This window comes from Roseovarius roseus (assembly GCF_043355935.2).
Classification (GTDB): Bacteria; Pseudomonadota; Alphaproteobacteria; order Rhodobacterales; family Rhodobacteraceae; genus Roseovarius; species Roseovarius roseus.
Genome location: NZ_JBHFPE020000006.1, coordinates 123,581 through 147,806 on the forward strand (window position 1 = coordinate 123,581; position 24,226 = coordinate 147,806).

Consider the following 24,226-nt stretch of genomic DNA (forward strand, 5'->3'; position numbering starts at 1 on the left):
ACCCGCGAAAAATCAGTTGCGGACAGGTATCCTAATTGGTGCAAGTGCGGCAATTCGGATCATGCACACCCTGCAAGACAACCTCGTCCATATGTACGCCGTGGATGACCGAAATGTCTCCCGTCGTTTCCAGCACCGCTGCCCGAATGGCCGACAAATCAGCCGCATTGGCTTCACGTAGCTTGGCGATAAGGTCGTCTTCGGTAACGCGCGTATTGCGCAATACGTCGTGAAAAATCACCCCATCCCTCATCAAAAGCACGGGCGTGTTCTGCACAACCTCGTCGAACCGGGGCGACGCATATCTCAATCGCGAGACGCCGTATTGCACCGCGAACAGAGCCGCCATCGCGGCAAAGGTCTGCAAGAGGGGTGGCCAATCACTCGACTGCGACGCGCCAGCCAGAAGCGATCCCATCGCGACCGTCATGACGAAGTCGAAATTCGTCATCTTGGAAAATGACCGTAACCCTACAATACGGACCAGCAGGATGAGCCAAGCGATGCCTACTGTGCTGAGAACAACGCCTTTTGCGACAGCATCCAGAAGAGGCGGCTCAAAAAACATACGGGATTCTCCATTGTCAAACCCAAGGCCCGGATCGGCCCGGGCAGATTTTAACTCGGAAACGTGAAGCATGCGTGGATCGTTCCGGGCTTCAAGACGCACAGAAACGCTTCGCTATTGCCCGCGCGAGATCGACCACATGCTGAAATCGCTCTGACGTCCGGTTTGCCGTCGATGAGGCGCTGGGGGGAACCGCACGGCACGTTAGAGGTTTTGTCCTAAATCCGGGAGACACCGCCGCGCTATGTGGGCTGGGAGCTGCGCCAGAATCTCTAGCGACCCTGCCGGCGAGCAACATATTGAAAAGAGGGGGATCTGATGGCACCGCGCGCACTCTGGAAAGGCCAGCTTCGCCTGTCACTTGTGTCGATACCCGTTGAGATCTATTCGGCCACGAAAACCGGGGCGCGCGTCACATTCCGTCAGATCCACAAACCCTCGGGCAAGCGCGTTCGCTATGAGAAATCCGTTGACGGCATCGGACCAGTGAAACGCGAGGATATCGTCAAGGGCTACGAGGTGGGCGATGACGAATACATTCTGATCGACCCCGATGAGTTGGACGAAATCAAGCTGGAGACCAAGAAAACTTTCGAGCTGGTCCAGTTTGTCGAGGCCTGCGAGATCCCGCCGCTTTACTTCGACAAGCCCTATTACATCACCGCTTCGGACGAATTGGCCCAGGACGCCTACCGCGTCGTGCGCGATGCGCTGCGGCAGGCCGGCAAGGTCGGGATCGGGCAGATGACGATGCGCGGCAAGGAATACCTCGCTGTGGTCAAGCCTTGCGGGGACGGCCTGCTGATGGAGACGTTGCATTACGCCGATGAGCTGCGCGAGGCGGATGAGATGTTTACCGATATTGCTGATGATGAAACCGACAAGGAATTGCTTGAGGTGGCGACCTCGCTGATCGACCGCAAGACGGCGCCCTTCGATGCAAGCCACTATTCCGACAAATACGCCGAGGCGCTGAGGGACCTTTTGGAGGCCAAGCGGAAGGACAAGAAGACGCCGCGCGTGCAGGCGGAAGGTGACAAGGCCGAGCGCGGCGAGAATGTCGTGGATCTGATGAGCGCGCTCAAGGAAAGCCTCAAGAAGACCGAGACCCCCAAGAAGAAGGGCCGTGGGAAGAAAGCCTCGTAAATGTCCGACACTCCCGACAAGCTGGCAGAATACAAGCGAAAACGCGATTTCGGCCAAACTTCCGAGCCGCAGGGAATGGCGGGCGCAGGCCCTGCCGCGCATAGCTTTGTCGTGCAGAAACATGCGGCGACGCGCCTGCATTACGATTTCCGGCTGGAATGGGGCGGCGTGCTGCTGAGCTGGGCCGTGACCAAGGGCCCCTCGCCCGATCCCACGGAAAAGCGGCTGGCGGTGCGCACAGAGGATCACCCACTGGATTACGGCGGCTTTGAAGGCACGATCCCCAAGGGCCAATATGGCGGCGGCACCGTGATGCTGTGGGACCGGGGCACCTGGACGCCCGAGGGGGATGTCGAGACAGGCCTCAAGAACGGCAAGCTGAAGTTCACGCTGCGCGGCCATCACCTACGTGGCGGCTGGGCGCTGGTGCGGATGCGCGGCAAGGGCAAGCGCGAGAACTGGCTGCTGATCAAGGAGCGCGACGATCACGCCCGCGCGAAGCCCGATGCCTTCACCACCGGCGAGGCTCTGTCGGTCACGACGGGTCGTACGATGGACGAAATCGCGAAGGACGCCAAGGCCAAGCCTGTCGCCGCAGCCGCGGGTCACGGCGGCAAACGCCCCGCCTTCGAGCCTTTGCAGCTTGCCACGTTGGTCCATGCGCCGCCCGAGGGCGATGATTGGCTGCACGAGACGAAATTCGACGGCTATCGCTGCCTCGCCGCGCTCGGCAAGGGCGGCACGCGGCTCTTCACGCGGTCGGGCAAGGATTGGACCCAGAAGTTTGCCGGGCTGGCAGGGGCGTTCGATCCCCTGCCCTGCGACGCCGCCCTGATCGACGGCGAGGTGATGGCCGCGCAGATCAACGGCTCGGCCTTCTCATCGCTGCAAAAGGCGCTGAAGGAGGGCGGGACGCTGGTCTTTTACGCCTTCGATCTGCTGTCGCTGGACGCGGCGAGCCTGAAGAAGACGCCGCAGCTGGAGCGGCGTGAAAAGCTGGCCGAGCTCTTAACCGCCGCGCCGCAGGACGGCCCGCTGCGGATGAGCGGTCACATCATTGGCCACGGCCCCGAGATTTTTGCCGAAGCCTGCAAATCCGGCGGTGAAGGGATCATCAGCAAGCGCATCGATGCGCCCTATCGCGGCACCCGCAGCAAAAGCTGGCTTAAGGTGAAATGCACGCGGCGGCAGGAATTCGTCATCATCGGCGCGACCCCGTCCGAAAAGAAAGGCCGCGCCTTCGCCTCCCTTCTGCTTGCGACGCATGAAGGCGGCGTTCTGCGATACAAGGGCCGCGTCGGGACCGGCTTTACCGAGGACGCGATGGACCGGATCTCAAAGGCCTTGACCGCACGCAAGACGCCTCCCGTGAAGGATGTCCCGCGCGAAATCGCCAAAGATGCGGATTGGGTGCAGCCAAAATTGGTGGCGGAGGTGTCCTTCACCGAATTCACCGATGAGGGATATGTCCGCCACGGCAGCTTTCTGGGGTTGCGCGAGGACAAGACGGCAGCGGAGGTTCAACTGGAAATGCCGGATGAAGAGGCCGAGGACAAAGAGCGCAAGACCGGGGACTCCGTCTCGGAGGCTCTTGTCGGCGGCGTCAGGATCAGCAGCGCAGACCGGCGCGTTTTCCCTGATGCCGGCTGCACCAAGGGCGATATCGCCCGCCACTACGACCGGATCGGCGCCCGCATGATCAAGCTTGTCGGGCATCGGCCCCTGTCGCTCTTCCGTTGCCCGCAAGGGCTTGAGGGCCACTGTTTTTTCCAGAAGCACGACAGTGGTGGGATGCCCGATGCCCTGAGCCGGATCAACCTCAAAGAGAGCGACGGCGACACGGCCGGCTATCTATATGCAACCCGGCCCGAAAGCCTGATCTCGGCCGCGCAGATGGGCACGATCGAATTCCACGGCTGGGGCGCGCGGATCGACCGGCTGGAGCGGCCCGACCGACTGATCTTCGATCTTGACCCCGATGAGGGCCTGGACTGGCCTAGGGTCCGCGCGGCGGCGGTCGAGGTGCGGGACGCGCTCGATACGCTGGGACTCACATCAGGCGCATTGGTAACCGGCGGCAAGGGTGTGCATGTCTGGCTGCCGCTGCGGCGGACGCGGGGCTGGGACACGGTCAAGCTTTTTGCCAAGACCTTCGCACATGTCATGGCCGCGCAGCAGCCCGACGATTATACCGCAACCATGTCGAAAGCGCGGCGCAAGGGGCGCATCTTCATTGACTGGCTGCGCAACGAGCGTGGCGCGACCGCGATCGCGCCCTATTCGCTGCGGGCCCGCCCCGGCGCGCCCGTTGCCGTTCCGGTGACGTGGGGCGAGCTGGAAACACTGGAGAGCCCCGCCGCCTTCCGGATGAGCGACATGAAGACGCGGCTGCAGGCCGACTGCCCTGCATTGGCACTACAGGACAACCTGCAATCGCTGACCGACGGGGTGATCGAGGCGCTTCAGGACTGGTCCGAGAGAACGTGAACGGGCGCCGGCGCGGCTGGGAACCCTCGGGGCTGACCGCACGTTCGCCTCACATCACGCCAAGGAGGAGCTTGCCATGGGCAGCAGCGAGCTGGACAAGATGAAAACCGACCCCCAGCCGGGCCGTGAGCACCGGATGGACCCCGAGCCGGACTACATGCCGAGACACCCGGGTTCCGGGCGTCTGAAAGGCAAGAGCGCCATCATCACGGGCGGGGATTCCGGCATAGGGCGAGCCACGGCGATCCTATTCGCACGCGAAGGGGCCAATGTGGCAGTTGTCTATCTGGAAGAAGATTCGGATGCCGAGCTGACGCGCGATAAGGTCGAGGAGGAAGGCGGCAAGGCATTGCTGCTGGCCGGAGATGTCGGGCAAAAGGAGTTCTGCGCCGACGTGGTTCGCAAGACCGTCGAGGAATTTGGCGGCGTCGACATTGTTGTCACCAACGCAGCCGAGCAGCATGCCCGCGAAGACGTCACGGATATCTCGCAAGAGCAGCTTTTTCGCACGTTCCGCACCAATCTGGCCGGTCAGTTCTTTGTGATCCAAGAGGCGCTGCCGCACCTGTCGCGCGGCGCGTCGATCATCTGCACCACGTCTGTCACCGCCTATCGCGGCCAGGACCTTCTGATCGATTATGCCTCCAGCAAGGGCGCAGTACTGTCGATGATGCGCGCGCTGGCGTCGAAACTTGCGCCCGAAGGCATCCGCGTCAATGGGGTGGCGCCCGGCCCGATCTGGACGCCGCTCATCCCCGCGTCCTTTCCGCCTGACAAGGTTGCGGAGTTCGGCAAGTCATCGCCACTGGGCAGGCCCGGCCAGCCAAATGAGGTCGCCCCCTCGTACCTGTTTCTGGCCTGCGATGATGGATCATATGTCACGGGCCAAGTCCTGCATCCCAATGGCGGCGATCTGGTGGGCAGCTAGACCTCGGCGGCGAGGCGATCACACGAAGGTATTGAAGATGAAAGACGGCACAAGGTGAGCACACAAATCTCGGATCCTCGCCTGACACCGACGGAAGCCAGGGCGTTGCAGGGCGCCATAGACCGCGCACTTGAAGCGGCCGCATCATCCGGTCGCACTGGCATCGCCGCCGCGATTGTGGCGGGCGAGCGTATTCTTGAAGTGGCCGAAAACGTGGTGCATTCGGCGAGCGATCCGACCAAGCATGCCGAGATGGTGGCAATAGCCGCACTTACGCAGCGCGAGGATCGCGAAGATCTGGGCGATTGTGTGTTGATCTCGACGCTCCAACCCTGCGAGATGTGCCTATCGGCCATGCGGTTCGCCGGCATACGCCGCGTGATCTTTGCGGCTCGGCAGGAACGCGTGGCAGGGAAGTACTTTGTTTTCCCAAGGCTCAGGATCGCCGATTTCGCTGCTGCGGGAGAGGCTTTCGAGCATATCGGCGGCGTCGGCGAGGCCGCCGTTCTGTCACTTTATAAAGACGGACGGGAATAGAACAGCTGGTTGGCGCGTTCACTTACTCCTGCGCTTCTGTTTCGTAGTCCGGTGCCGCAGGAAAAACCGTACCATCTCGCGTGAGGCGTCCGGCCCCGTCGGATCGGTGTAGCTGGCGGACCCCGCACCGCCTGACCAGCCATGCCCGGACCCCTTGATGAGCCAGTGTTCAACGTAGGGTCGCCCCTTTCCGATGCGGTGAATAGTGCGAATGCAGTCTCGGCCATGGGGGCTATTCAAGGTTTTTTCAGTAGCTTGCAGACCGCCGAATGGCTCGGTAGCGCGCAGTGCTGCGAGGCGCCCATTTCGCGGGTTGACGACCCTGTCCGCCCCGCCGTGAAAGAGGATAGTCGGCATGCGGCACACATGCCGCCGCCCAGCTGCCCCGTGCTGCATCGCGTTCGTTGCAGAAGGCGCGTCGTGGGCCGCCCCGACAGACAGTCCGGAATGAGCCCCGACTGCAGCAAATATATCCGGATAGGCGACGGCGGTGATCAGCGCGAGAGAAGCGCCCGCCGAAAGGCCGGCAATGTAGACCTTGGCAGGATCCACCTGCCTTTCCGACATGATGGAATGCGTAAGGCTTGCAATCAGGGCTGGCTCACCAGCACCGCGCCTTTGATCCGAGGCCCTGAACCAGTTCCAGCAGCGGCCTGCATGCGCGTCCCGCGTCTGACCAGGATAAAGGACAAGGAAACCGAATTCCTCCGCCAGATGGTTCATGTCGGTACCCTTCGCGAAACCTTCGGGAGACTGGCCGCAGCCATGCAGCATCACGATCAGAGGCAGTGGGCCGGTCACCCTCTTGGCTGAGGCGGGGGTGTATAGCCGGAAAGGCCGTGTGCCGAAATCGCAGGTGTATGTTGCAGCGGCAAACACAGCGCCACGCGGTTGTGGATGCGGCTTGGACACGGAGCGAGACCCGCTTCGCCTTTGCGGCGAAGCGGCAGGCCTCGGCCCTCGATCGACCGGCCGAGCAGGCTCCGCAGCCTTCCGCTTTTTTGGCTTGGCGGCAGGCACCACCGCGTCCCATGCATCCGACATGGCTTTCGATGTCGCGCGCTGCATATTGCGCCGCATCCTGGACCGCATGCGTTTGAAAGGATCGTACATCCGCATCTGCCCCCTCGGCGACAAACATCTGAAATCAGCGCAATTGCGTGCAGCGCCATTTCCGTCAGCTGAACAATGTTTGAAAGAGCGGATCCAACGAAACTTCGTCACCGGGGTCGGGCGAACGCGCTCAATGTCTTCAGAACTTGCAATTACCCCGGTTAGGCTGTTTCGAAACAGCCTAACCAAGATTTTTCAAGCATCAGGCCGTGGCGTCCACGTTCAATGACCGTTCAGCCAACTCGCTCATGAATTCATCGGACCCGTAGATATTGTCCAATGCCTGGTCGAGCTTTCCGGCTGCGTCTTTATTGCCGAGGGCTTCGGCAAACGCTTTGGTCGTGCCGAAACCGGCGATGCCATAGTGGCAGAGGCGCTGATATTGCGCGATGATGGCAACATCAAGCGCGGCACCGGTCATGCCGCTGTCGAGCGCGTGTTTCCGCGCTTCTTTCACGAGACCCTCCATACCCTTGCAGTGCTCCTTCTTTGCCTCGGCATTGGTCTCCTCCAGAAGAGATTTAAGCAGGCGGGTGTGATGATCGATTCCATCCTTAGCCGAGCTCAGCCGGTCGGCCAGCTTGGTATCGGAGGCTTTGTCGGCCATGGCTGATACCACCTCCGACATCTGATCGTTTGCGGACCAGAGATCCTGCAGCTCTTCAATGTACAGGTCTTTCAACTTTGTCATCTTACGCTCCTTTCGCGGTCGGGTTTACCGACGCCTTTGGTTGAGTGGTGGCAGGCCTGCCCTCCTTGCGGATCAGAAGGGCCTGCAGGCCGGGGTCGGCGGCGATCGTCGCGGACCCCCTGTCCAGCTGCAGCCTGCCAGGGTCAGTAATTGACACTGGTTCAACCGCAGCAATCGAGGCGGGTATGACACCGCTCGAATTCTCGAACTGCATTAGCATCTCAATATGTCTTGGAAGATCGCGCACCCTGAGGCGGCCGTTCGCGGGTACAAGCGGCGGCCAAGGGCCAAGTCTGCTATCCTTGGTGTGCGTTATCAGCCAGTCGGCCGACGGCAGACAGTCATCGACCACATAATTGACACCGGTAGTCCGCGCTTTCAGCGCATCCGACATCCCGCCCACTGCGCGGCCCGTCAAGCGGCAGGAGGCCTGCACCGTGACGTCTGAGGCATGTCGCACCTTATGGCCAGTGCTGCGCAGTGCCCGCACGATCTTTCGGTCTTCGCCGCACATGACAGGCTCGAACCCGCCGACAGCGAGGTAGGCCCGCTTGGAGAAGGCAAGGCTTGCCCCTGCCGCTTCGCCGTGAGTGTTCCGGATATCACGGCAACCTGGGGCGTGGCGGGCATAGAGGGCCTGCACCAACTCACGATAGATGCCTTCCAGGGTCGCAAGCCGGCGATCCATGGCGTCGACAACGCTCGCCTCTTGCGCAATCAGGCCGATCTTGCCGCAAACAGCATCCACCGCTCCTAGATGCATCAGGTTGCGCTTGACCCAGTCCCCTGCCACGATGCAATCCGCATCGGTGGTAAGAAGATATTGAAGGTCTGGCATCGTGTTGAGAGCATGATCGCACCCAATGCGGCGAGCGGTCCCGACACCTTGATCCGGCGCAAGGGTGCGCTCCAGCGCTATCAGGTGAAGTCCGCAATCAGCGGCGGTGTCCCGAGCCCTTTCGCATGTCTGGTCGTTCGAATTATTAACGACCACAATGACTTTGACACGGGCCGGGCATTGGCCGGCAAGTGCGCTCAAACAAGTGCCGATCCGGCGCTCCTCGTTACGGGCTGGAATAACGATGGCGATGTCTTTTTCCTTCGAGCGGCTCATAATTGCCCTCTCGGCAAGCCGCGGTCGATACGATACCTATCGGTTTTCTCGACACAGTCGAAATTGTGACATGCGAGTGCGTTCGAAAAGACGTCCAAGGCCTCCTTTCCCTGCAAATCATGGCCGGTTTCGCCAAGCCAAGTCACGCAGAGAACCTCCGCCTTCGGCCAGAAGGTTTGAACATCGGAAGCCAGTCTCCGCAGACTGTCATCATCAAGAAAATAGAGTATCTCGGACAGGATGAGCAGATCGAATTCGCCGCTGGGTAGCGGACAAGGATAGAAGTCATGGACGAACCGGGCTTTGGGAACTGCCAGCCTTGCGGCCTCGATCGCCACGCCAACCGCATCCATCCCAGTATAGCACTCGCAGATCTGCGCCAGATGCTTTGCGAGCTGTCCATTTCCACAGCCCAATTCAAAGGCAGATGTGTAGTGCGGCGCGCGAAGCGCCTGCCGTGTCGCCGCGAACTTCGCTTGCTCATAGTCGCTATGCTCGAAGCCCCAAGGATCCGAGGTATCAGCGTAGAGGGCACGGAGATGGTCCAAGCTTACACTCATCAGGGCATCCTCCAGAAGATTTCGTCTTCCCTCACGAATTTCTCGATAAACTCCACAGGCAGAACGAACCCTGAAGGATCGTCAGTAACGATCTGGCCCAGTTGGCTCTTGTGCGCGTGGATCGCGGCGCGCTTCGTGGCACGCAGGCTGCGGGGGTTCAGAAATGCAGGAGTGTGACGAGTGATCTTTTGCTCAAAGTCGGGCTCGTCCCATCTGCACCAGACCGGGTAGCTGAAGAATGACCAATCGCGCCGGCGGGCACGGAGCGCTGCGGCTATCCTTGCGGTCGCCTGATGATCCTCATGGTGATCTTCGGCAGCGGGCGCAAAGACGTGCCGGACGCCGCATCTAGCAATGATCTCTTCAAGCTCTATCGCAACGCTTGTCGCATCCGCTTGGTAGAGACGGCTATCCGCCATGCCAAGCCAAGTCAGATCGCGTGCGGATCCACCAAGATGCCCGACCGCCTCGGTCAACTCCGCACGGCGCTGACGAGCCAACCGTTGAGGCGTCCACTGGGTCGAGCCGATATGGCTGGCGCTTCCGTCCGTCAGGCAAATGACATGTGCGCCGCCACCGGCGAAGGCACGCGCCAGCAATGCGCCACAGCCAAGAGATTCGTCGTCAGGATGGGGGGCCAGCACGACAAGCGGCTCGCGGCCCTGCAAGACATTAGACAGGGAATGGCTTCGCATGACATTCATCCGAAAATCCCCCAGCTTCGGCCATCTTGTCCCAAGGCGGTCTGCGCCGCCCGCTGCAGAAATGCATCCCGTGCGGCCTGCCGCAAATAAACGGCCAGATCCCGAGCCATGCGCCCCGTCTCCGAGTCGGTCTCGAAGTGCCGCAAGCCGATGCTCTGTTCCACGGCCCGGATGGCATCGAGCGCTACCTCCTCGGTGAAGAGACGTGCCGCAATCGAGGCGGCCACGATCTCCTCCGTCTCGATCCGGCGATCGGTCGTTGCGATGGCGGCCCTCTCGGTCAGCGCCATACCGGCCCAGGCGCGCATCAAAACGGTCATCAGGCGGGTCTTTTGCGCCTCGGCCTGCATCCGGTCCATAGCACGAAGCTGTGCGGCTGCCGTGTCCAGGAGGCCGATCGCAGCCCCCGCTTGCAAGGCTGCGATACGCCAGACACCTCCCACGAAATGCGGCTCTTGCAGGTAGTCACCCGGCCCGCCGAGCCATTCAATATCTTCGGTGGCAAGGCCGGTAAATTCGTAGCTCCCCGAAGCCGTCGCCTGCATTCCGCGCATGCTCCACGTGGACGGATCCGCGTGACCGGCGTCTGTGACATTGACCAACGCGAGACGCACATCTGGTCCGGAATCGACTGTGACAACTGCCTGCGTCACTGCCCCGAGGCCCGAAGCAAAGCATTTGCGTCCATTAAGGTGCCTGCCAGAAACATCCAGCGTAACGGGTACCTCTCCATCCGCCCCCCAGACACCCAGGAAGGCGCCTTCCGCGATTTGGCGGGCCACCTCGGTTTTCAACCCGCTCGTGCCGTAGCGTCGGATCAGGTGCAGGGCATTCATATGCCCCTCCCAAAGACGCCCGACGCCAAGGTTTACCGCACCAACCTGCATCAAAGCCCGCGCAGTCCGAGCGGGATCGGACGCACCGTCATCCGCCAGCAAATCCGCATCGCGCAACAAATCGATCGAGCTTGTGACAGAGCGGTCCCCGCGTTCCTCGTCAGAGGCGGATGCAAGCAAGGCGTCCAGCACCCCAAGCGGAACCGGGTGATTGCCATCCGGTGACGAGGGCGCTGCATGGAGGGATTGGGGTATTCTCATCTTCTACTCCGAACCTGCATGAGACCGGACCATGGTGGCGTACTGAAGAAGCTCCGCCCATTCTTGCGCGACCTTGTGTATTCGGAAGTCGGGGTTCGCCGTGACCACCGGCAGCGCGCGACGCCATGCCATGATGCGCGCGCGTATCTGCTCAGGGTCGCGCCCATCCACCTTTTGATCCGCATATCCGACAATCTCGTCATTGGCGCCGAGCCCCGCGTGAACCAGCACCGGGGTGCCGACCGCATTGGCCTCGGCCAGAACCAGACCGAATGTCTCGGCGAAACTGGTCTGGGGATAAAAGAGGCACAGCGCCCGCCGCATCTGCCGAATGAGCGCCGAATGAGACAGGGATCCAATGAAATACACTCCGTCGGGCACGGATCCGATATTCCATCTAAGATATCCAGGATCGGCAACCGCAAGCGTCAGATCCGGCAGGCTTTGTCGCAATACGGAAAACTGATGGAACACCTCGGTCAGTCCCTTGTGGGGCGAGCTTGCGAAAAGGAGCCTCCTGGGATCGCGAGCAGTCTCATCAGGACACAAGTCCTCACTCAGTGGATTGTAGATCACACGCAGCCGGGGGGTATCGTTGACGCCCAGAAAGGCGCCGAGTTCCCTGGCATGTGTACCCGATACGCATATCACGGATATATCGACGGCCTTCAGCGCCGCACCCATCTTGCGATTGTGCCGGCCGGGATAGACATGCAGCCATAGGAAGATAGGCACATCCGGATGTTGCTTGCGCAGTTTCAGCGCCACCTTCCAGCGGTTTATGACAATGATGGCATCGTGTTGGGGTGCAATGCGCAGTTCTGCCAAAGGACGGAGACATCCAACTCTGGACAGGTGGCGATGGATGCGCCCTCTCTGGTAGTGAGTGATTTCGAATTGCGCCCTTAACGCAGCCGTCACACGCAAGATGGTTGCTTCGGTGCCTCCCAACCCGCCAGTCTCCAAGTCACACAGATCATAGCCTGCGGCACTGCAGGGATCGACGAAAGCGATACGGGCGGCTCTCGTTTCATGGCGCAATTGTTTCATTGTGCAGCCACTCGTGCTGTTGAAATCGATGAAAGGATTTTCTCCACTTGTGACGACGTATGCGGAGCGATCGGAACGTCACGGCGACGCAGCAGATCGGGGCGGCTTACAAAGCTGACATCGAAGGTCTCGATATCTACAGGCACCGGGCTGACAGTGCCGTCGCGCCGCCATTCCTCGACCTTTCCCCAGACCATCAGGCGGTCCGTCTTGCGCAGGGCGCTATCGTAATCCGAGACCTCTAACTGCGTGAGACTGCCTGGCGTTTCGATTTTCGTCAGCAAGAGTTCGGGAATGATCCAAATGATCTCGCCATTCAGGATCAGACGGTTACGGAATTCGCGATCTTCCTCGATGCACTCCTCGAACCCTCCGAGCCGCCCGAACACATCGGCGCGGAACAGGCCGGAATTGATGTGGGTCCACTCGCCCGGCACCTGACTGCCCATCTGAAGGTTCGGAAAGACGTCGTCCAGCAGAGAAATATCGCGCCTGATTTCGACACGGCGCCCGTCCGGCAGGATCAGTTCATGATGGGTGAGCGCCGCACTGACCTCCAATCTCTGGCCAGCCTTCCTGCCCGACAAGCTCCAGTTCAAGCATTCGTCGGCGCCAATGTCAGGCGCTGTCAGAACGCGCACCTGGTGCAGAACCTTGTCGCGGTGCGGCACGTCGTCCGAGTCATGAAAGGTCACGGCATCGCCATCCGTCATCAGTAAGCCGACGTTCTTGGCATGGGCCGTACCGAGGTTGCCCGACAGCCGAACATAGTTAAAATTCGGGTTCTCAAAGAATGGGCGGACAGCTTCCAGGGTCGTATCGGTGCTGGCGTCGTCGATCACTGTGACCCGAATATTCCACCAAGTCTGGTCGAGCGCGGCGCGAATGGCCCTCGCGATCAGATGCGCGCGATTGAAGGTCGGAATGATGACGTCGACCAATGGGGCAAGCGGATCGGATCTCATGCGGTGATCTCCGTAAAGGATGTGACAATTGTCTCTCGGTAAGCATGCAGGCTTCGATCAGTCACCAGCGCGGCGGGCAGCGGCAACATCAGGGTCATTAACGCGCCGACAACCAATGGGTTGGCGGACGGCACCGTGATCAGGAGAATGGTCGCTGTCAGGAAAAGAAGAATGTGACAAGAATGCGGCTCGTGGGCAGATGCGTCCTTGCCGCAAAACTTGTCGGTCACGATGAAGCTCAGGTGGCTCCCGGTCAGCGCGTCAAACGTGGCCTTTGCCGATTGCGGAGCAAGCGCGATACGGCAGGCAAGCGCGTGAAAGAGAACCGAGGGTGGCTGATTGTCGCGCAGAGCGCGCGCTGCAACCCGCATTGCAATATCACTCAGACCGAGCACAATGATGCTGGCAGCGACTGTGGCAGCCAAGGAGTGACCATGCCCGGTCAACAGCCACAGCGTCAGCAATGCGCAAGGGATGAGGGTCAGATTGAACCAAGCCGTCAATTGCGAGACGACGACCAGCCTTTTGTGGGCGTTGAAGACGCCTGCAGGCATCAAGATCGTCCAGATGTGTCTCAAAAGCGTTTGAACGTTTCCACTGCACCAACGATATCTCTGTTTTTCGAGGTCCTTGAGTGAAAATGGCAGCAAGCCTTCCCCGACGACCTGATTGATGAAACGGCCTGCATATCCGGCATTGCAAAGCCGCACTCCGAGTTCCGCATCCTCTGTCGTGGTCGCACTGGACCATCCATCGACGGCGATCAGAGCCTCTTTGGAAATTACGCAAAGTGTGCCGGTCAGCAGGACAGCTTCAGCCTCATCCGCCGCTGCGGCGTTTGTGCGGAAATACTCCTCCAGCTCGGCATCGACCCCCGGTGCGGTCGTGGCGGTGCCCGCATAGGATTGCGGAAACTGCACGAAATCAGCTCCGGTCCTTCTGAGCGCCTCGGCGGCAAGGCTTAGAAAATCGCGGTGGACACTATAATCGGCATCGACGGTGACAACGTGGGTCGCCTTGGGATCGGTGTGTTCCAGGGAGATGTTCAAAGCACCCGCCTTGGCGCCTTGAACTCCGGTCTGATGGAGAAACACCACACGGTCAGGATAGGAGGCGCAAAACCTCTGGACCGGCTGCCACAGTGACGGGTCGGCAGTATTGTTATCCATCACGATGATCTCATAGTCGCCGTGAGGCCAATCCTGATCCAAAAGCGCACGCAGGGTGCGGATCACGAGTTCAGGCGGCTCGGAATGCGTTGCGACGTGGATCGAAAATCGTGGGGCAGCGACATTCTGCCGACTTCTGGGCAATCGTGTCGGCAGACAGGCGACAATCGGCCGAAGCGCCATCAGCGTGATCTGAACTGCCATGATTACCAAACATACTACCAGGCCTACCGCCGGAATGACAGCTGACAGAATCAACACGGCACACACAGTGAGAAGCCCAAGTTTCATCGTTCGCCCCCTAGGCGTTTAAGCGTGATTTATCTGTTAAATTTCAGTGACTTGCCTACTTCCAGCCGTCACCGAATATGCAACGATCTCCGTTGCCTTTGGTTCCCTCGCGCATGACTGATGGAGGCACACGCAGAGACCCAATACTGCCCAAGGGGACCGGGCCTGGCTTTCAACTGGATTGAATCAGGCTGAAACGATCAAGCTTGCGGAAACCAAGAGGTATCCATCTCGGCGTATCGATCATGGAAGTCGGTAAGCCTGATCATATCATCTTCCCGCAAGATTTGGACGCGGTCGTGATCCCTGCGGATAAAACCGTTCTCTTCCATTTGGAGCAATGTCTTGCTGATGTAGACATTGGTCAGTCCAAGGTAATCTGCGATATGACTCTGCGTCATGGGCATCCGCAATGTGTCAGTCAGACCGTGGTTGGTTATCCTCAGCCGCGAAATCATATCGAGAAGCATGTAGCTGATCCGCTCCTGCGCGCTCATACGGCCCATCGCCCTCAACACATCGAGTAGAACGACTTGATCCCGCAACGCGATCGACAGCAAAAGCGCCGAAAGTCTCGGTGCTTCGCGCAGGATTTCATCCAACGATGACTTGGGAAATGGGCACAAGCATAGGTCTTCTACTGTACGCAGGGTGGTTGTGGTGTGCTTCAAGGCGACATCTGGAAAGCCGATAATATCGCCCGGATGATGGATCTTGACGATCTGACGCCGACCGTCGGGCAAATCGGTATAGCTGAAGGCCCACCCGTGCTTGACAACATAGAGATCTTTGTTCTGGTCTCCGCCCTGATAGACCTCTTGCCCCCGCTCAAACGTCTGCTCGGCCTTTTCCAGCTTGGCCAGTCGTAGCGCGTCAGCGTCGGATAGAGTGACATAATGCGATAACTTGGTGATAAGGCAGCTTGTTTTACTGGTCATGAAGCTCGTCCTTTTTATTGCCCCGGATATGGAGCCAGCCAAAAACATTGAGGACCACGAATATCAGTGCCGATATGAAAGCCGCTTCTTTCAAGAAACCCAGCCCGCACGCGATACCTATCGATCCGACCGCCCAAATCGCTGCTCCGCTGCGGACACCTCTCAGCCGCCCGTCATCGCTTGGCGACATGATTGCTCCTGCTCCCAGAAAACCGATACCGCCGACGATACCCTGAATCAGTCGGGTGGGGTCGATGGTAATTGCATCATCTTCGGCCATGCCGCTCAGCGCGAAGTTCAGGGTGACAGTCATCAGGGCAGCCGAGCCGATCGCGACCAGGACGTAGGCACCGGCCCCCAGCGGCTTTCCCTTGAACTCGCGATCGAGACCGACGACCAGCCCACATGCTCCGGAAAACAGGACACGGAGTATAAATTCACTGAAATCGACCATCTTCCACGGACTCTCAAATTCGATGTTGCTGCTTCACGCTCATCTTCTAACCGCTAAGTGGGAGGCTTCAGTTTAAACTGTATTGAAGCAGGATCTGCGTCAGGAGGCTATGGTCGTGTATCGTACGATGGGATTTGTGGGGTCTGTTGTGATGCTCTTTTCAATGGCGGCACTGTTCAGCCCGGTAGAGTTTGACTGAACTGGTTCAGTACTTTCCGCTCTACCGGTGTGGAATGGTATCGTTGAGGATTACCTCTGTGCTCAACTGAGACGGCTGGAGGACAAGGTGTCATGAGGCGAATGCGCTCAACTCTGTCTAGGCCGAGCTGCCGCAGGCAGCCTGCCGCCATTAGTTTCAATGTCCGTCAGCTTGTCTCCCTAGAGGCAATTGAGGAAAAATGGTGATGGCCCGAATCCTGGTTCTCGATAACGAGGCTGTCATCGCTCTCGACCTGTCCATGATACTTGAGGACGAGGGTTTTAGTGTCTGTGGGCCCTATAGCGACAGCGATGCAGCTCTGGCGGCTATTGAGGAGAGTGTTCCGGATGGTGCGCTGCTTGACGTCAATCTCGGACAGGCTCGAACCAGCGCTATTGTCGCAGCAAGTCTGGAATATCTATCTGTCCCCTTCGCTTTTCTTACCGGGTATGATCACCTCGACGAAAAACTCGGACAACGTTTTGGCGACCGGCCACGGGTGGTCAAGCCGTTTGACCCCACGAGAGTTTTAGCCGTTGTAAATGAAATGCTAAGAAAATAAATCCGGCATGGGGCCAGATTTGGTCGGGTTGCTTAAACATTAGCTATCCCGAAATGGTCTGAGGCAGTTCAACTGACTGAATGTCGCGCAGTCATTTTTTAACGCGAGATGGAAGGAGAATTCATTAGGTTTGGGAGGCAGTTAACCGTAATCCTCGACCCGTGTGACGGTAAGGGCTGACACACTTATACGGGATTGTCAGCCCTCACCTCATTGATGGGCGAGCGCGTTCTAATTCAATGCTCGTGCTCAGGCAGGTTTTTCAGCTCGTCCTTTGTCATGGCGGTCGTCGCGTGGACATTTCCATTTTCGTCGCGCATGAAGTTCAGGGAGGAGATTGGCAGGGAAACTGGCTTTGCCCCAATGCCCAGGAATCCCCCCACATCTACAATGGCTTGAGCCGACTGGCCTGAGCCATGGAAATGTGACACGTCCCCGATATGACTGTCATCCGGGCCGTAGACATTGGCGCCATCCACATTCATAGAATTCAGCTCATCTGCACGGATAGGGGTATGCTTGGAGTGGTCCATTATAGCACCTCGCTAAGATTGATGATGTCTAGTACAGATCCAACAATCTCTTGCCCGCCGAGTTCCTCCATTTGCAGGTGGCTAAAACTTTCGAGCGGAAATCCGCGCGAACATCTGCCATTAGTGTTTTTGAATGATCTAATAGCCCAAGTTCGAAACGCAGGGATCGTTTATTGCCAGATGAGCGGCGTCCCACAGGGCGGGACAAACTTCCGCCTCGGCATGGCCATTGCGCAATCGGCGGCACGCACCGACCGGAATATCCGCCGCAACAAGAACGTGGTCGGTCATGAGCGCAGCAGTTTGCGGCGCGAGGGCGGCATGTATCCCATCGAGAGACACTCCAACATCACAGGGTGTGAAGACACTGGCCCCGCCGACCCCGGTATCAGTCACTGCCTCACCAAATGGCACACCGACAGCCCCGAGGACGCATACCACAGTCTGAAGTTCGATAGCGCGCGCCCGTGCGCAGCTGAACACCCTATTGTAGCCGGTGATCATATCCGTCTTGGCAGGGATGATGATCAGGTCAAGGTCGAGGCCTCCCAGGCGAGACCAGAGGTCTGTAAATTCGCTGTCCAGACAGATTATCATAGCGACACGCAGACCGTTCCATTCGATGACATTGATGGTATTGCCACGAACCGTTATTCCGCCGGAACCTTGGGCTTCCAGGGGCGTCAGGCTTAGCTTGTCCTGGCTGTGACGATCGCCTTCCGGCGTCAGCAACCACGCGCGATTCACGAAAGTGGGTACGCCGTCCGCATCGCCAGCAGCAAAAGGGATCGTGCCCGCAAGGATCGATACCCCGTGCGTGGTGGACATCACGGCAATTGACTCAAGCGCGATCTGCCCGCAATCAAACAGCCAGCCCATGACATCGTTCTTGGGCAAATCCAAAGGAGCAAAGCTCAGCCATTGCGCGCAGGCGAACTCGGGAAGGACCAGCATGTGGCCACCGCGCGCCGCCGTCTGCGCAACACGCGCTTCAAGTTCGATAAGCCATTTTTTCAAATCCGGTACTACGGGCTCCAGATTGGCAGCCCAGAGGTCGATCGAAACGGTTTCCATATTTTTTTCCTGAAGAGCGATCCGGCAAGCGTGGTTCCGCTTTCAGGATCAGCTAAGAAGCATAACCGACCCCCGGGATTGGATGTCGGTCTTGTTTCGGTATGAACTTTACCTGGCACACATTCATCAAACTATATGCAACAGAGCATCATTCTTAGGCCTGCTCTGCATTCCGGTCGACTCGAGCCTCCGACGCTGCTGGCAGTCCGACCGTGACTTCCGGTCCGCCACAAAAGAGAGGCCCATCCGCGAGAGATGGGCCCCTTAGCTCGTCTTCAGTTACGACAGAAATTAGCCTTCAAATTCAGGCTGGTTTTCCAGCGCTTCCTCGGTGCTCTCGATGTAGATCCGCAAATCGTCACCGTCTTCCGCTTGCAAGATTTGCAGTTCGTCAAAGGTCACGGCAACGGGCTTTTCGCCAAGGCCAAGAAACCCGCCAACGTTGATAACGACCCTATCCACTTTTCCGCCATCGCCGAGGACAAGGGATTCAATCTCGCCGACGCTTTCGTCATTCGAGCCGTACACCAGAGTGCCTTCAAGGTCTTCAGACGTCATTTGACGCACTGCTCCCATGTCAGCTTCCCGATAACCTTCGCGCTCGACAGCCGGGCGCGTCAGCATTGGGCGGTCACTTTCCACCGCTGCATCATCATTGCTGGCATTCGCGTCAGCCTCTTTTGATGCCTCTTGAGTCTGTGCCATCTCGGCTTCGGACGTCTCGACTTTCGTGCCGTCCTCTTCAGCCGCCATTGAAGCAGTCTGGTCGCCCCGGCCATTGTTCATATCGCGCTCAAAAGCAGGCGCCGCTTCTAGAGCCTCCTTGGAAGTCGATACAACGAGGAAGCGATCGTCGCCGTCTCCCTCTTCTCGAACGACAGTGATATCGTCCATGGAAACAGTCACATCGCGCTCGCCCATGCCAAGAAATCCACCGACGCCCAGAACCACTGCGCTGACTTGACCGTCTTTGGTGACGATGAGATCGTTGATCTCGCCGATGTCGTCCCATTCCTGCTCGCCGCCATCCGCGATGGTCGCATCGGCGTTCATCTCATTCTCAGAATTGTAGATGCGCATACCAATCAAATCAGAGGCGTAGAAATCGCCCTGCTGATATTTGACCTCGCCAAAGCTACCCTCGTTGGTCTGGCCCTGTGCCACACCAGTCATGGCAAGGACGATGGCCGTCGTAGTCAAAAACCGTTTCATGGAAGACTCCTGTTTGTTGCATGACGAACACGTCGCCAGCACAACATCGCGCGGGGCCCGCGGTTCCGTATCGCATAGAAATTCTTGCCGGTCGCAATGATGTCTGTCTGCTAAGGCGCATCATCTGACTCTCTGGGTTTGCCCAACACGGCAAACCCCAGCTTGGGCGAGGTGGACGGCCAATGAACGCGTATCACGCATCCGAATGCCGAGCGCGGCGTCAATCTGATATTAAAATCCGTCCTCCAGATCCGGAACGCACACCCCTCCTTCGTTCCCAGCCCCCGGATTCCGAAGTCGCTTCAGGCTAACCCTTCGCTGAAATAAAGGTCGGCTTATCACTAAGTCTCTTCATGGGGCTTCAGCGTCAGAGGGTCGATCGCAGAATGCTACCCCGTGCGCCTTCGCTACATCACCTGTCGATAGAAACTGAATGCCGAGTCCCTCGAGGGTAGACTGCAGAGCGTCTACGGAGCGCATCTGCATTCCGCCCCGGCCGCTTTCAAATCGACTGATAGTGGCGGGGGCGACATTTGCCAATTCTGCCAACTCCCGAACACCCAAACGCACGGCGTTCCGCGCCATCTTCAATTGCTCCGGGGTCAATTTAATATCCCTGTGCTTAAAAGTTATCACTGTGTGTTGACAATGTCAGCACGATGCGCTAACTTATTATCACAAGGCAGCAACTAAGCAAGTCAAGGAGATTACTCAATGCCCTGGTCAACACCCATCCATAACAAAGCACCTTCCATTCCTCTCCACGCAGAGGTTGGCAAAGATGCCACGCACTCAGCAAGTCCGCTGGTCCCTACAGATGTGATCAAGGCTTTTGCTCACTTGAACGATACGCTCGACTACGCGATTGAAGCAGAGCGGGCGCTTGACCACCGCAACGGGAGTGACCCTTCAGTAGATGATTGGGTGCGTGAAGCTGAGGCGGCCTGGATCGCGGTAGAAAAAGTCCTCGCGGCTTTGACCGCTAAACCTGCGCATGACGCATCTCACCGCGCCTTGGTGAATATGGCCAAGAGCACGACGACGCTCATGAGCACGCAGTCCCTCCTGGACTTCCACACTGTTTTTGACGGCGCACGCCTCGCGGCGTTTGGGCGTCGCATCTCAGCTTCTAGTCGGCTGTCACAGCACATCAATCAAATGCTCGATGAATGTCAGAAACACCTCGCGGCTATCGCTACATTCGATCTGTATCAGCCTGCCTGTGACCCGGACGATCTGCCGTACGCACTGAGCGAGATGTGGGCAGACGCCTGCTGACGCTCCCTTAGCACCCCCCAAAAAATTGATCGCCGCGCACGTGCGGCACTCCTCCTCATTTTGCCGCCCCTCATGGGCGCGGCCTCTCCAGACGTGTTCAAAAGGATCTTTCGCCATGTTCCACAAGAAACCTCTCCACATCCCCCACGGCTCCCGCAACATCGCTGATGACCAGTGGTCGGAATTCCGCCGTCCCATCCCCGAGCTTTGGGAGATCATCGCCGAAGAGAAAGGGTATCGCATCGATCGCCGTGTCCTCGATCACCTGCATGTCGTCCTCGAATGTCTGACCTGCGGCGCGCATACGGCACACCGGGTCTCCAACCTTCGCTCCGCGCAGCCCGCCTGCGGCGGCTGTCAGCAGGCGGCGCGGCTCGATGATGCCGCAAAGGCAGGCTTTGTCTTCAAGAGGCGCGATGAGGAAGATCGTCACTATGCCATCTATACGCTGCCCTGCGGTCATGACGCGCGGCTTCAGTGGGGCCGCGTCGCCAAGCTTGCGAAAGAGGGCCCCGCGCCCAAGGGTCGCGGGTATCACTGTGATACCTGCTACGCGAAGAAGCTCGAACGTCTGGCGTCCACTTGGGGCTGGACCCTGATCGGCGCCGACACCGAGGGGAACCCCAACTACCGCCTGCTGTGGCACGATGCCTGTGGCCACTCGCAGCGCGTAGCCACGGCCAATCTCGAGACCGGCCGCTTCAACTGCGGCGGCTGCGGCGAATGTTGGTCCGCGGCGCCAAGCGCGCTCTACATGGTGCGGTTCTGGGTGCCTGGGCTGGGGTGGTTCGTCAAACTCGGCTACAGCCGCTATCCGGGAAGGCGGATGCGCTACCAGCTTGGCCTGCGCGAGGACGTGGAGGCCGAGCTTATCGACGAGGTGCCGGTGCGGAGCGGCCAAGTTGCCCTGCGTATGGAGCGCGCCCTGCACCGGGAGCTCAGGGCCGAGCACCCTGAGAAGGTCATTCCGCGCGATGAGCTGGCGGCCTGGATCAACGTGACGTCAGAGGTCTACACCGCCGAAGCCGAGCCGATCATCCGGCGTATGCTCGACGAGGTCGAGAGCACGCACTGGCCGCGCAAGGACAAGACCGAGAGCTCCTGCGAAGACTGAGGTCAGACGGCCCTCACACCGCCCCCTCTACAGCTCTACTTCCCCCGCGCCGCATCTCGGCGCGGGGCCACCCGACTATTGCCTTCATGAAGGATCTCGCCATGCCCTACACGCCACCCGAATGGGCCCCTCTCGCGGCTGCCGCGCTGGCCCGCCTGCGCAATGAATACCTGCATGCGACGGATGACCTGCGCCTCGAGGGCCGCCCGTGGCAGCGGCGCGATCGTGCCCGGCGCCCGGACCGCAAGATGTCTGACCGCGGCTCCGGTCCCCTCGATTGGCTCGCCACATCGCCCACCGCGACACAGATCCTGCTCGAGGAGCAGGAAGCCGTCCGGAGCGCAGGCGGCGATCCTCTCACTGTCGATGCGGACGGTCTGGATCGCCCGGTTGTGCATGTGCCCGGAACGGATCTGGCGTTGATGTTCCGGCTCTGCGCGACGCTTGGCTCTATGGCCCGCCTCGACGCGATCATGGCGCCGGGCGCCGTCACGCTGATCGAGACGGGAGGCGATCTGGATGTGATCGATGCGCGCCTCATGCTCGCGGCGACGATCCTGCCCGAGGACACGGAATTGCTCCCGCCGGATCGTATCTGCGATCCGACATACAGCCCTGATCTTTGCGTCGTGGAGGTGGGCGCGGATGACCGCAGAAAAATCCGGAGCACTCAGGGGACCACCGAAGCCCTGACGCAGGGCCTCGAGGCGCCATGCCCCGTCCTGATCCTCGCCGAGGACCGCGCCGCGATTCCGGCGGAGATCCAGCGGATGCTCCCGAAACCGCTTCGGCTTGCGCCTCTGTCGCGCGATATCCTTATGGCCCTACTCGCGGCGCATAACAGCAGGGCGGGCAAGATCGACCCCTTCGTTTACGATCTGCTGCCGCCCGATCGTGATCTGGCCCGCCTGCCGGGCGCCTCCTTGATGTTTGCCTTGCGCGCCGGCACGCCCAGGGCGATCGCGGCGCGGTTGTCGGAACTAGTGGAGGAGCCGGTGCCCCGCCCCGCGCTGAGCCTTGATGACATCGAGGGATATGGCGAGGCCGAGGCGGTTGCCCGTCGCATGGTCTCCGATTTACAGGCGTGGGCTAAGGGCAAGGTCGATTGGAACGATGTCCAGCGGTCCGTGCTCTTCTGGGGGCCGCCCGGCACCGGTAAGTCGCATCTGGCCCGTGCCATGGCGGGCAGCGCGGACGTAGCGCTCGTACGCGGAAGTTTTGCGGAATGGCAGGCATGCGGTCATCTTGGAGACATGCTGCGCGCCATGCGCGCGTGCTTCGCGGAAGCTGCGGCCTCCACACCTGCGATCCTCGTCATCGATGAGATCGATGCCGTGGGCGACCGTGGCGACCCTGAGCGCCATAACACAAACTACCGCACGCAGGTCATCAATGCCTTCCTGCTGGCCCTCGATGGTCTGGCCTCAAATGAGGGCGTCATGCTGGTCGCCACGACCAACTACCCGGACAATATCGATGCGGCGATCCTGAGGCCCGGACGGATCGACGCCAAGGCAAACGTCCCCCTGCCCGGCCTGCGCGCCCTCGAGGGGATGCTCCGGGGCGGGCTTGGCGCCGAGATCCCCTCCTCCGAGATGGCGCGCCTCGTGCGTGCGGCCACCGGCGGCACGGCTGCGGATGTCGATGGCGCTCTGCGGCAGGCGCGTAGCGTCGCCCGGAGCGAGGCGCGCGAGGTGACGGTAGAGGACCTTCAGCGGGCCCTCGGCGACACGACCGAGGAGGCCAATCCGGCCTGGGAGCGCCGGGTCGCACTGCATGAATGCGGACACGCCATCGTTGGCACATGTCTGGGCATCGGCCGGGTCAAGCGCGTGGTTCTGACCCGCGATGGCGGTCAGGCCTGGATGTCCTACGCTACGGGCAAGTCGGTCCTCTCGGATATCGAGGATGAGTTGGCCTACGCACTTGCGGGCCGCGCAGCCGAGCGGCTGATCCTCGGCACCGTGGCCGCCGGAGCGGGCGGCAACGCGATGTCGGACCTCGCGCGTGCAACGCAGACGGCAACGGATATCGATCTGCGGTTTGGCCTCGGCGCCGAGGGACCCGTCTGGCTCGACATGACCTCCGCCGCCTATCTCCGGGTCCCGGACAACGCCGCCCGGATCCGGGCCCGCCTCGAGGCGGCCGAAGCCCGGGCGATCCGGATCCTCGAAGAAAAGCGCGACCTCTTGATCCGGATGACGGAGGATCTGGTCGAGGTGGGAATGCTCGAAGGCGACAGGCTCGAGGCGTGGCTGGAGGAGGTCCGGACGGAGGTCCATCCGGCCGGATCCCGCTTGCTAGGTCGGGACATGCCAGGATGTCCGGACCCGGTGAAGAGCCATGGAATCGGCCATGTCGAAGACGGCGACGCAACGTTCCGAGATGAGCGATCCCCCTGACACTCGCACCTGTTTTGCCCCCCGCCGCGGATCGCTTCGG

General features: G+C 59.9%; 24 protein-coding genes. 8 read left to right on the plus strand and 16 right to left on the minus strand.

Annotated elements, in window-relative coordinates:
• Window positions 1–31: 31 nt before the first annotated feature.
• A complete protein-coding gene (locus ACEWPL_RS11800) occupies window positions 32–640 on the minus strand; it encodes a DUF421 domain-containing protein (RefSeq protein WP_393932335.1) in 609 nt (202 codons plus the stop codon).
• Window positions 641–886: 246 nt separating this feature from the next.
• Here ACEWPL_RS11800 and ku point away from each other — a divergent pair, with 246 nt between their 5' ends.
• From ku to ACEWPL_RS11820, 4 genes are all read left to right on the plus strand, one after another.
• The gene (gene ku, locus ACEWPL_RS11805; protein ID WP_393932333.1) at window positions 887–1,714 is read left to right on the plus strand and encodes a non-homologous end joining protein Ku; all 828 of its coding nucleotides are present in this window, start codon (window positions 887–889) and stop codon (window positions 1,712–1,714) included.
• Window positions 1,715–4,201, plus strand: a complete 2,487-nt coding sequence (gene ligD, locus ACEWPL_RS11810) for a DNA ligase D (protein ID WP_393932331.1) — start codon at window positions 1,715–1,717, stop codon at window positions 4,199–4,201.
• Window positions 4,202–4,277: 76 nt separating this feature from the next.
• A complete protein-coding gene (locus tag ACEWPL_RS11815) occupies window positions 4,278–5,129 on the plus strand; it encodes an SDR family oxidoreductase (RefSeq protein WP_393932329.1) in 852 nt (283 codons plus the stop codon).
• Window positions 5,130–5,183: 54 nt separating this feature from the next.
• Window positions 5,184–5,666, plus strand: coding sequence for a nucleoside deaminase (locus ACEWPL_RS11820; RefSeq protein ID WP_393932327.1), 483 nt, complete (start codon window positions 5,184–5,186; stop codon window positions 5,664–5,666).
• A gap of 18 nt (window positions 5,667–5,684) precedes the next feature.
• Here ACEWPL_RS11820 and ACEWPL_RS11825 read toward each other — a convergent pair whose 3' ends face one another.
• From ACEWPL_RS11825 to ACEWPL_RS11875, 11 genes are all read right to left on the minus strand, one after another.
• Window positions 5,685–6,785: an extracellular catalytic domain type 1 short-chain-length polyhydroxyalkanoate depolymerase gene (locus ACEWPL_RS11825; RefSeq protein WP_420744343.1), complete on the minus strand. Its 1,101-nt coding sequence runs from the start codon at window positions 6,783–6,785 to the stop codon at window positions 5,685–5,687.
• 196 nt (window positions 6,786–6,981) lie between these two features.
• Window positions 6,982–7,470 (minus strand): YciE/YciF ferroxidase family protein, encoded by a 489-nt coding sequence (locus ACEWPL_RS11830; protein WP_393932325.1) that lies wholly within the window; start codon window positions 7,468–7,470, stop codon window positions 6,982–6,984.
• Window position 7,471: 1 nt separating this feature from the next.
• Window positions 7,472–8,584, minus strand: coding sequence for a glycosyltransferase family 2 protein (locus ACEWPL_RS11835; protein ID WP_393932323.1), 1,113 nt, complete (start codon window positions 8,582–8,584; stop codon window positions 7,472–7,474).
• Window positions 8,581–9,132: an SAM-dependent methyltransferase gene (locus ACEWPL_RS11840; RefSeq protein ID WP_393932321.1), complete on the minus strand. Its 552-nt coding sequence runs from the start codon at window positions 9,130–9,132 to the stop codon at window positions 8,581–8,583. The genes ACEWPL_RS11835 and ACEWPL_RS11840 overlap by 4 nt, the downstream gene beginning before the upstream one ends.
• Window positions 9,133–9,143: 11 nt before the next feature.
• Complete coding sequence (locus ACEWPL_RS11845; RefSeq protein WP_420744344.1) at window positions 9,144–9,812, minus strand: PIG-L deacetylase family protein; 669 nt, start codon at window positions 9,810–9,812, stop codon at window positions 9,144–9,146.
• A 32-nt stretch (window positions 9,813–9,844) separates the two neighbouring features.
• Window positions 9,845–10,945 (minus strand): acyl-CoA dehydrogenase family protein, encoded by a 1,101-nt coding sequence (locus ACEWPL_RS11850; RefSeq protein WP_393932317.1) that lies wholly within the window; start codon window positions 10,943–10,945, stop codon window positions 9,845–9,847.
• Window positions 10,946–10,948: 3 nt separating this feature from the next.
• A complete protein-coding gene (locus ACEWPL_RS11855) occupies window positions 10,949–11,995 on the minus strand; it encodes a glycosyltransferase (protein ID WP_393932315.1) in 1,047 nt (348 codons plus the stop codon).
• Window positions 11,992–12,960: a glycosyltransferase family 2 protein gene (locus ACEWPL_RS11860; protein WP_393932313.1), complete on the minus strand. Its 969-nt coding sequence runs from the start codon at window positions 12,958–12,960 to the stop codon at window positions 11,992–11,994. Before ACEWPL_RS11860 ends, ACEWPL_RS11855 begins: the two co-directional genes overlap by 4 nt.
• Window positions 12,957–14,420 (minus strand): glycosyltransferase family 2 protein, encoded by a 1,464-nt coding sequence (locus ACEWPL_RS11865; protein WP_393932311.1) that lies wholly within the window; start codon window positions 14,418–14,420, stop codon window positions 12,957–12,959. The genes ACEWPL_RS11860 and ACEWPL_RS11865 overlap by 4 nt, the downstream gene beginning before the upstream one ends.
• 200 nt (window positions 14,421–14,620) lie before the next feature.
• Complete coding sequence (locus tag ACEWPL_RS11870; RefSeq protein WP_393932309.1) at window positions 14,621–15,358, minus strand: Crp/Fnr family transcriptional regulator; 738 nt, start codon at window positions 15,356–15,358, stop codon at window positions 14,621–14,623.
• Complete coding sequence (locus ACEWPL_RS11875) at window positions 15,348–15,812, minus strand: MgtC/SapB family protein (RefSeq protein ID WP_393932307.1); 465 nt, start codon at window positions 15,810–15,812, stop codon at window positions 15,348–15,350. The genes ACEWPL_RS11870 and ACEWPL_RS11875 overlap by 11 nt, the downstream gene beginning before the upstream one ends.
• A 404-nt stretch (window positions 15,813–16,216) precedes the next feature.
• Between ACEWPL_RS11875 and ACEWPL_RS11880 the strand changes: the two genes are divergently transcribed.
• Window positions 16,217–16,573 (plus strand): response regulator, encoded by a 357-nt coding sequence (locus tag ACEWPL_RS11880; protein ID WP_393932305.1) that lies wholly within the window; start codon window positions 16,217–16,219, stop codon window positions 16,571–16,573.
• Window positions 16,574–16,809: 236 nt separating this feature from the next.
• Here the strand turns inward: ACEWPL_RS11880 and ACEWPL_RS11885 are convergent, their stop codons facing one another.
• The 4 genes from ACEWPL_RS11885 to ACEWPL_RS11900 form a co-directional block, all read right to left on the minus strand.
• Window positions 16,810–17,106, minus strand: a complete 297-nt coding sequence (locus tag ACEWPL_RS11885) for a PRC-barrel domain containing protein (RefSeq protein WP_393932303.1) — start codon at window positions 17,104–17,106, stop codon at window positions 16,810–16,812.
• Window positions 17,107–17,244: 138 nt separating this feature from the next.
• Window positions 17,245–18,180, minus strand: a complete 936-nt coding sequence (locus ACEWPL_RS11890; RefSeq protein ID WP_393932302.1) for a nitrilase-related carbon-nitrogen hydrolase — start codon at window positions 18,178–18,180, stop codon at window positions 17,245–17,247.
• A gap of 291 nt (window positions 18,181–18,471) precedes the next feature.
• Window positions 18,472–19,392, minus strand: a complete 921-nt coding sequence (locus ACEWPL_RS11895; RefSeq protein ID WP_393932300.1) for a PRC-barrel domain-containing protein — start codon at window positions 19,390–19,392, stop codon at window positions 18,472–18,474.
• Window positions 19,393–19,743: 351 nt separating this feature from the next.
• Entirely contained in the window at window positions 19,744–19,977 is a 234-nt protein-coding gene (locus tag ACEWPL_RS11900) for a helix-turn-helix domain-containing protein (protein ID WP_393932541.1), read from the minus strand.
• 129 nt (window positions 19,978–20,106) lie between these two features.
• Between ACEWPL_RS11900 and ACEWPL_RS11905 the strand changes: the two genes are divergently transcribed.
• From ACEWPL_RS11905 to ACEWPL_RS11915, 3 genes are all read left to right on the plus strand, one after another.
• Entirely contained in the window at window positions 20,107–20,670 is a 564-nt protein-coding gene (locus tag ACEWPL_RS11905; protein ID WP_393932298.1) for a hypothetical protein, read from the plus strand.
• Window positions 20,671–20,785: 115 nt separating this feature from the next.
• A complete protein-coding gene (locus tag ACEWPL_RS11910; protein WP_393932296.1) occupies window positions 20,786–21,784 on the plus strand; it encodes a GIY-YIG nuclease family protein in 999 nt (332 codons plus the stop codon).
• Window positions 21,785–21,885: 101 nt separating this feature from the next.
• The gene (locus tag ACEWPL_RS11915; protein WP_393932294.1) at window positions 21,886–24,186 is read left to right on the plus strand and encodes an AAA family ATPase; all 2,301 of its coding nucleotides are present in this window, start codon (window positions 21,886–21,888) and stop codon (window positions 24,184–24,186) included.
• Window positions 24,187–24,226: the final 40 nt, after the last annotated feature.

Bases quoted from the DNA above. Each gene is read 5' to 3' on its own strand.
- ACEWPL_RS11835 (WP_393932323.1), bottom strand. From the start codon at position 8,584: ATGAGCCGCTCGAAGGAAAAAGACATCGCCATCGTTATTCCAGCCCGT.
- ligD (WP_393932331.1), top strand. From the start codon at position 1,715: ATGTCCGACACTCCCGACAAGCTGGCAGAATACAAGCGAAAACGCGAT.
- ACEWPL_RS11905 (WP_393932298.1), top strand. From the start codon at position 20,107: ATGCCCTGGTCAACACCCATCCATAACAAAGCACCTTCCATTCCTCTC.
- ACEWPL_RS11875 (WP_393932307.1), bottom strand. From the start codon at position 15,812: ATGGTCGATTTCAGTGAATTTATACTCCGTGTCCTGTTTTCCGGAGCA.
- ku (WP_393932333.1), top strand. From the start codon at position 887: ATGGCACCGCGCGCACTCTGGAAAGGCCAGCTTCGCCTGTCACTTGTG.
- ACEWPL_RS11865 (WP_393932311.1), bottom strand. From the start codon at position 14,420: ATGAAACTTGGGCTTCTCACTGTGTGTGCCGTGTTGATTCTGTCAGCT.
- ACEWPL_RS11885 (WP_393932303.1), bottom strand. From the start codon at position 17,106: ATGGACCACTCCAAGCATACCCCTATCCGTGCAGATGAGCTGAATTCT.
- ACEWPL_RS11895 (WP_393932300.1), bottom strand. From the start codon at position 19,392: ATGAAACGGTTTTTGACTACGACGGCCATCGTCCTTGCCATGACTGGT.
- ACEWPL_RS11910 (WP_393932296.1), top strand. From the start codon at position 20,786: ATGTTCCACAAGAAACCTCTCCACATCCCCCACGGCTCCCGCAACATC.
- ACEWPL_RS11825 (WP_420744343.1), bottom strand. From the start codon at position 6,785: ATGCGGATGTACGATCCTTTCAAACGCATGCGGTCCAGGATGCGGCGC.
- ACEWPL_RS11900 (WP_393932541.1), bottom strand. From the start codon at position 19,977: ATGGCGCGGAACGCCGTGCGTTTGGGTGTTCGGGAGTTGGCAGAATTG.
- ACEWPL_RS11855 (WP_393932315.1), bottom strand. From the start codon at position 11,995: ATGAAACAATTGCGCCATGAAACGAGAGCCGCCCGTATCGCTTTCGTC.
- ACEWPL_RS11830 (WP_393932325.1), bottom strand. From the start codon at position 7,470: ATGACAAAGTTGAAAGACCTGTACATTGAAGAGCTGCAGGATCTCTGG.
- ACEWPL_RS11850 (WP_393932317.1), bottom strand. From the start codon at position 10,945: ATGAGAATACCCCAATCCCTCCATGCAGCGCCCTCGTCACCGGATGGC.
- ACEWPL_RS11890 (WP_393932302.1), bottom strand. From the start codon at position 18,180: ATGGAAACCGTTTCGATCGACCTCTGGGCTGCCAATCTGGAGCCCGTA.
- ACEWPL_RS11870 (WP_393932309.1), bottom strand. From the start codon at position 15,358: ATGACCAGTAAAACAAGCTGCCTTATCACCAAGTTATCGCATTATGTC.
- ACEWPL_RS11815 (WP_393932329.1), top strand. From the start codon at position 4,278: ATGGGCAGCAGCGAGCTGGACAAGATGAAAACCGACCCCCAGCCGGGC.
- ACEWPL_RS11915 (WP_393932294.1), top strand. From the start codon at position 21,886: ATGCCCTACACGCCACCCGAATGGGCCCCTCTCGCGGCTGCCGCGCTG.
- ACEWPL_RS11880 (WP_393932305.1), top strand. From the start codon at position 16,217: ATGGCCCGAATCCTGGTTCTCGATAACGAGGCTGTCATCGCTCTCGAC.
- ACEWPL_RS11860 (WP_393932313.1), bottom strand. From the start codon at position 12,960: ATGAGATCCGATCCGCTTGCCCCATTGGTCGACGTCATCATTCCGACC.
- ACEWPL_RS11800 (WP_393932335.1), bottom strand. From the start codon at position 640: ATGCTTCACGTTTCCGAGTTAAAATCTGCCCGGGCCGATCCGGGCCTT.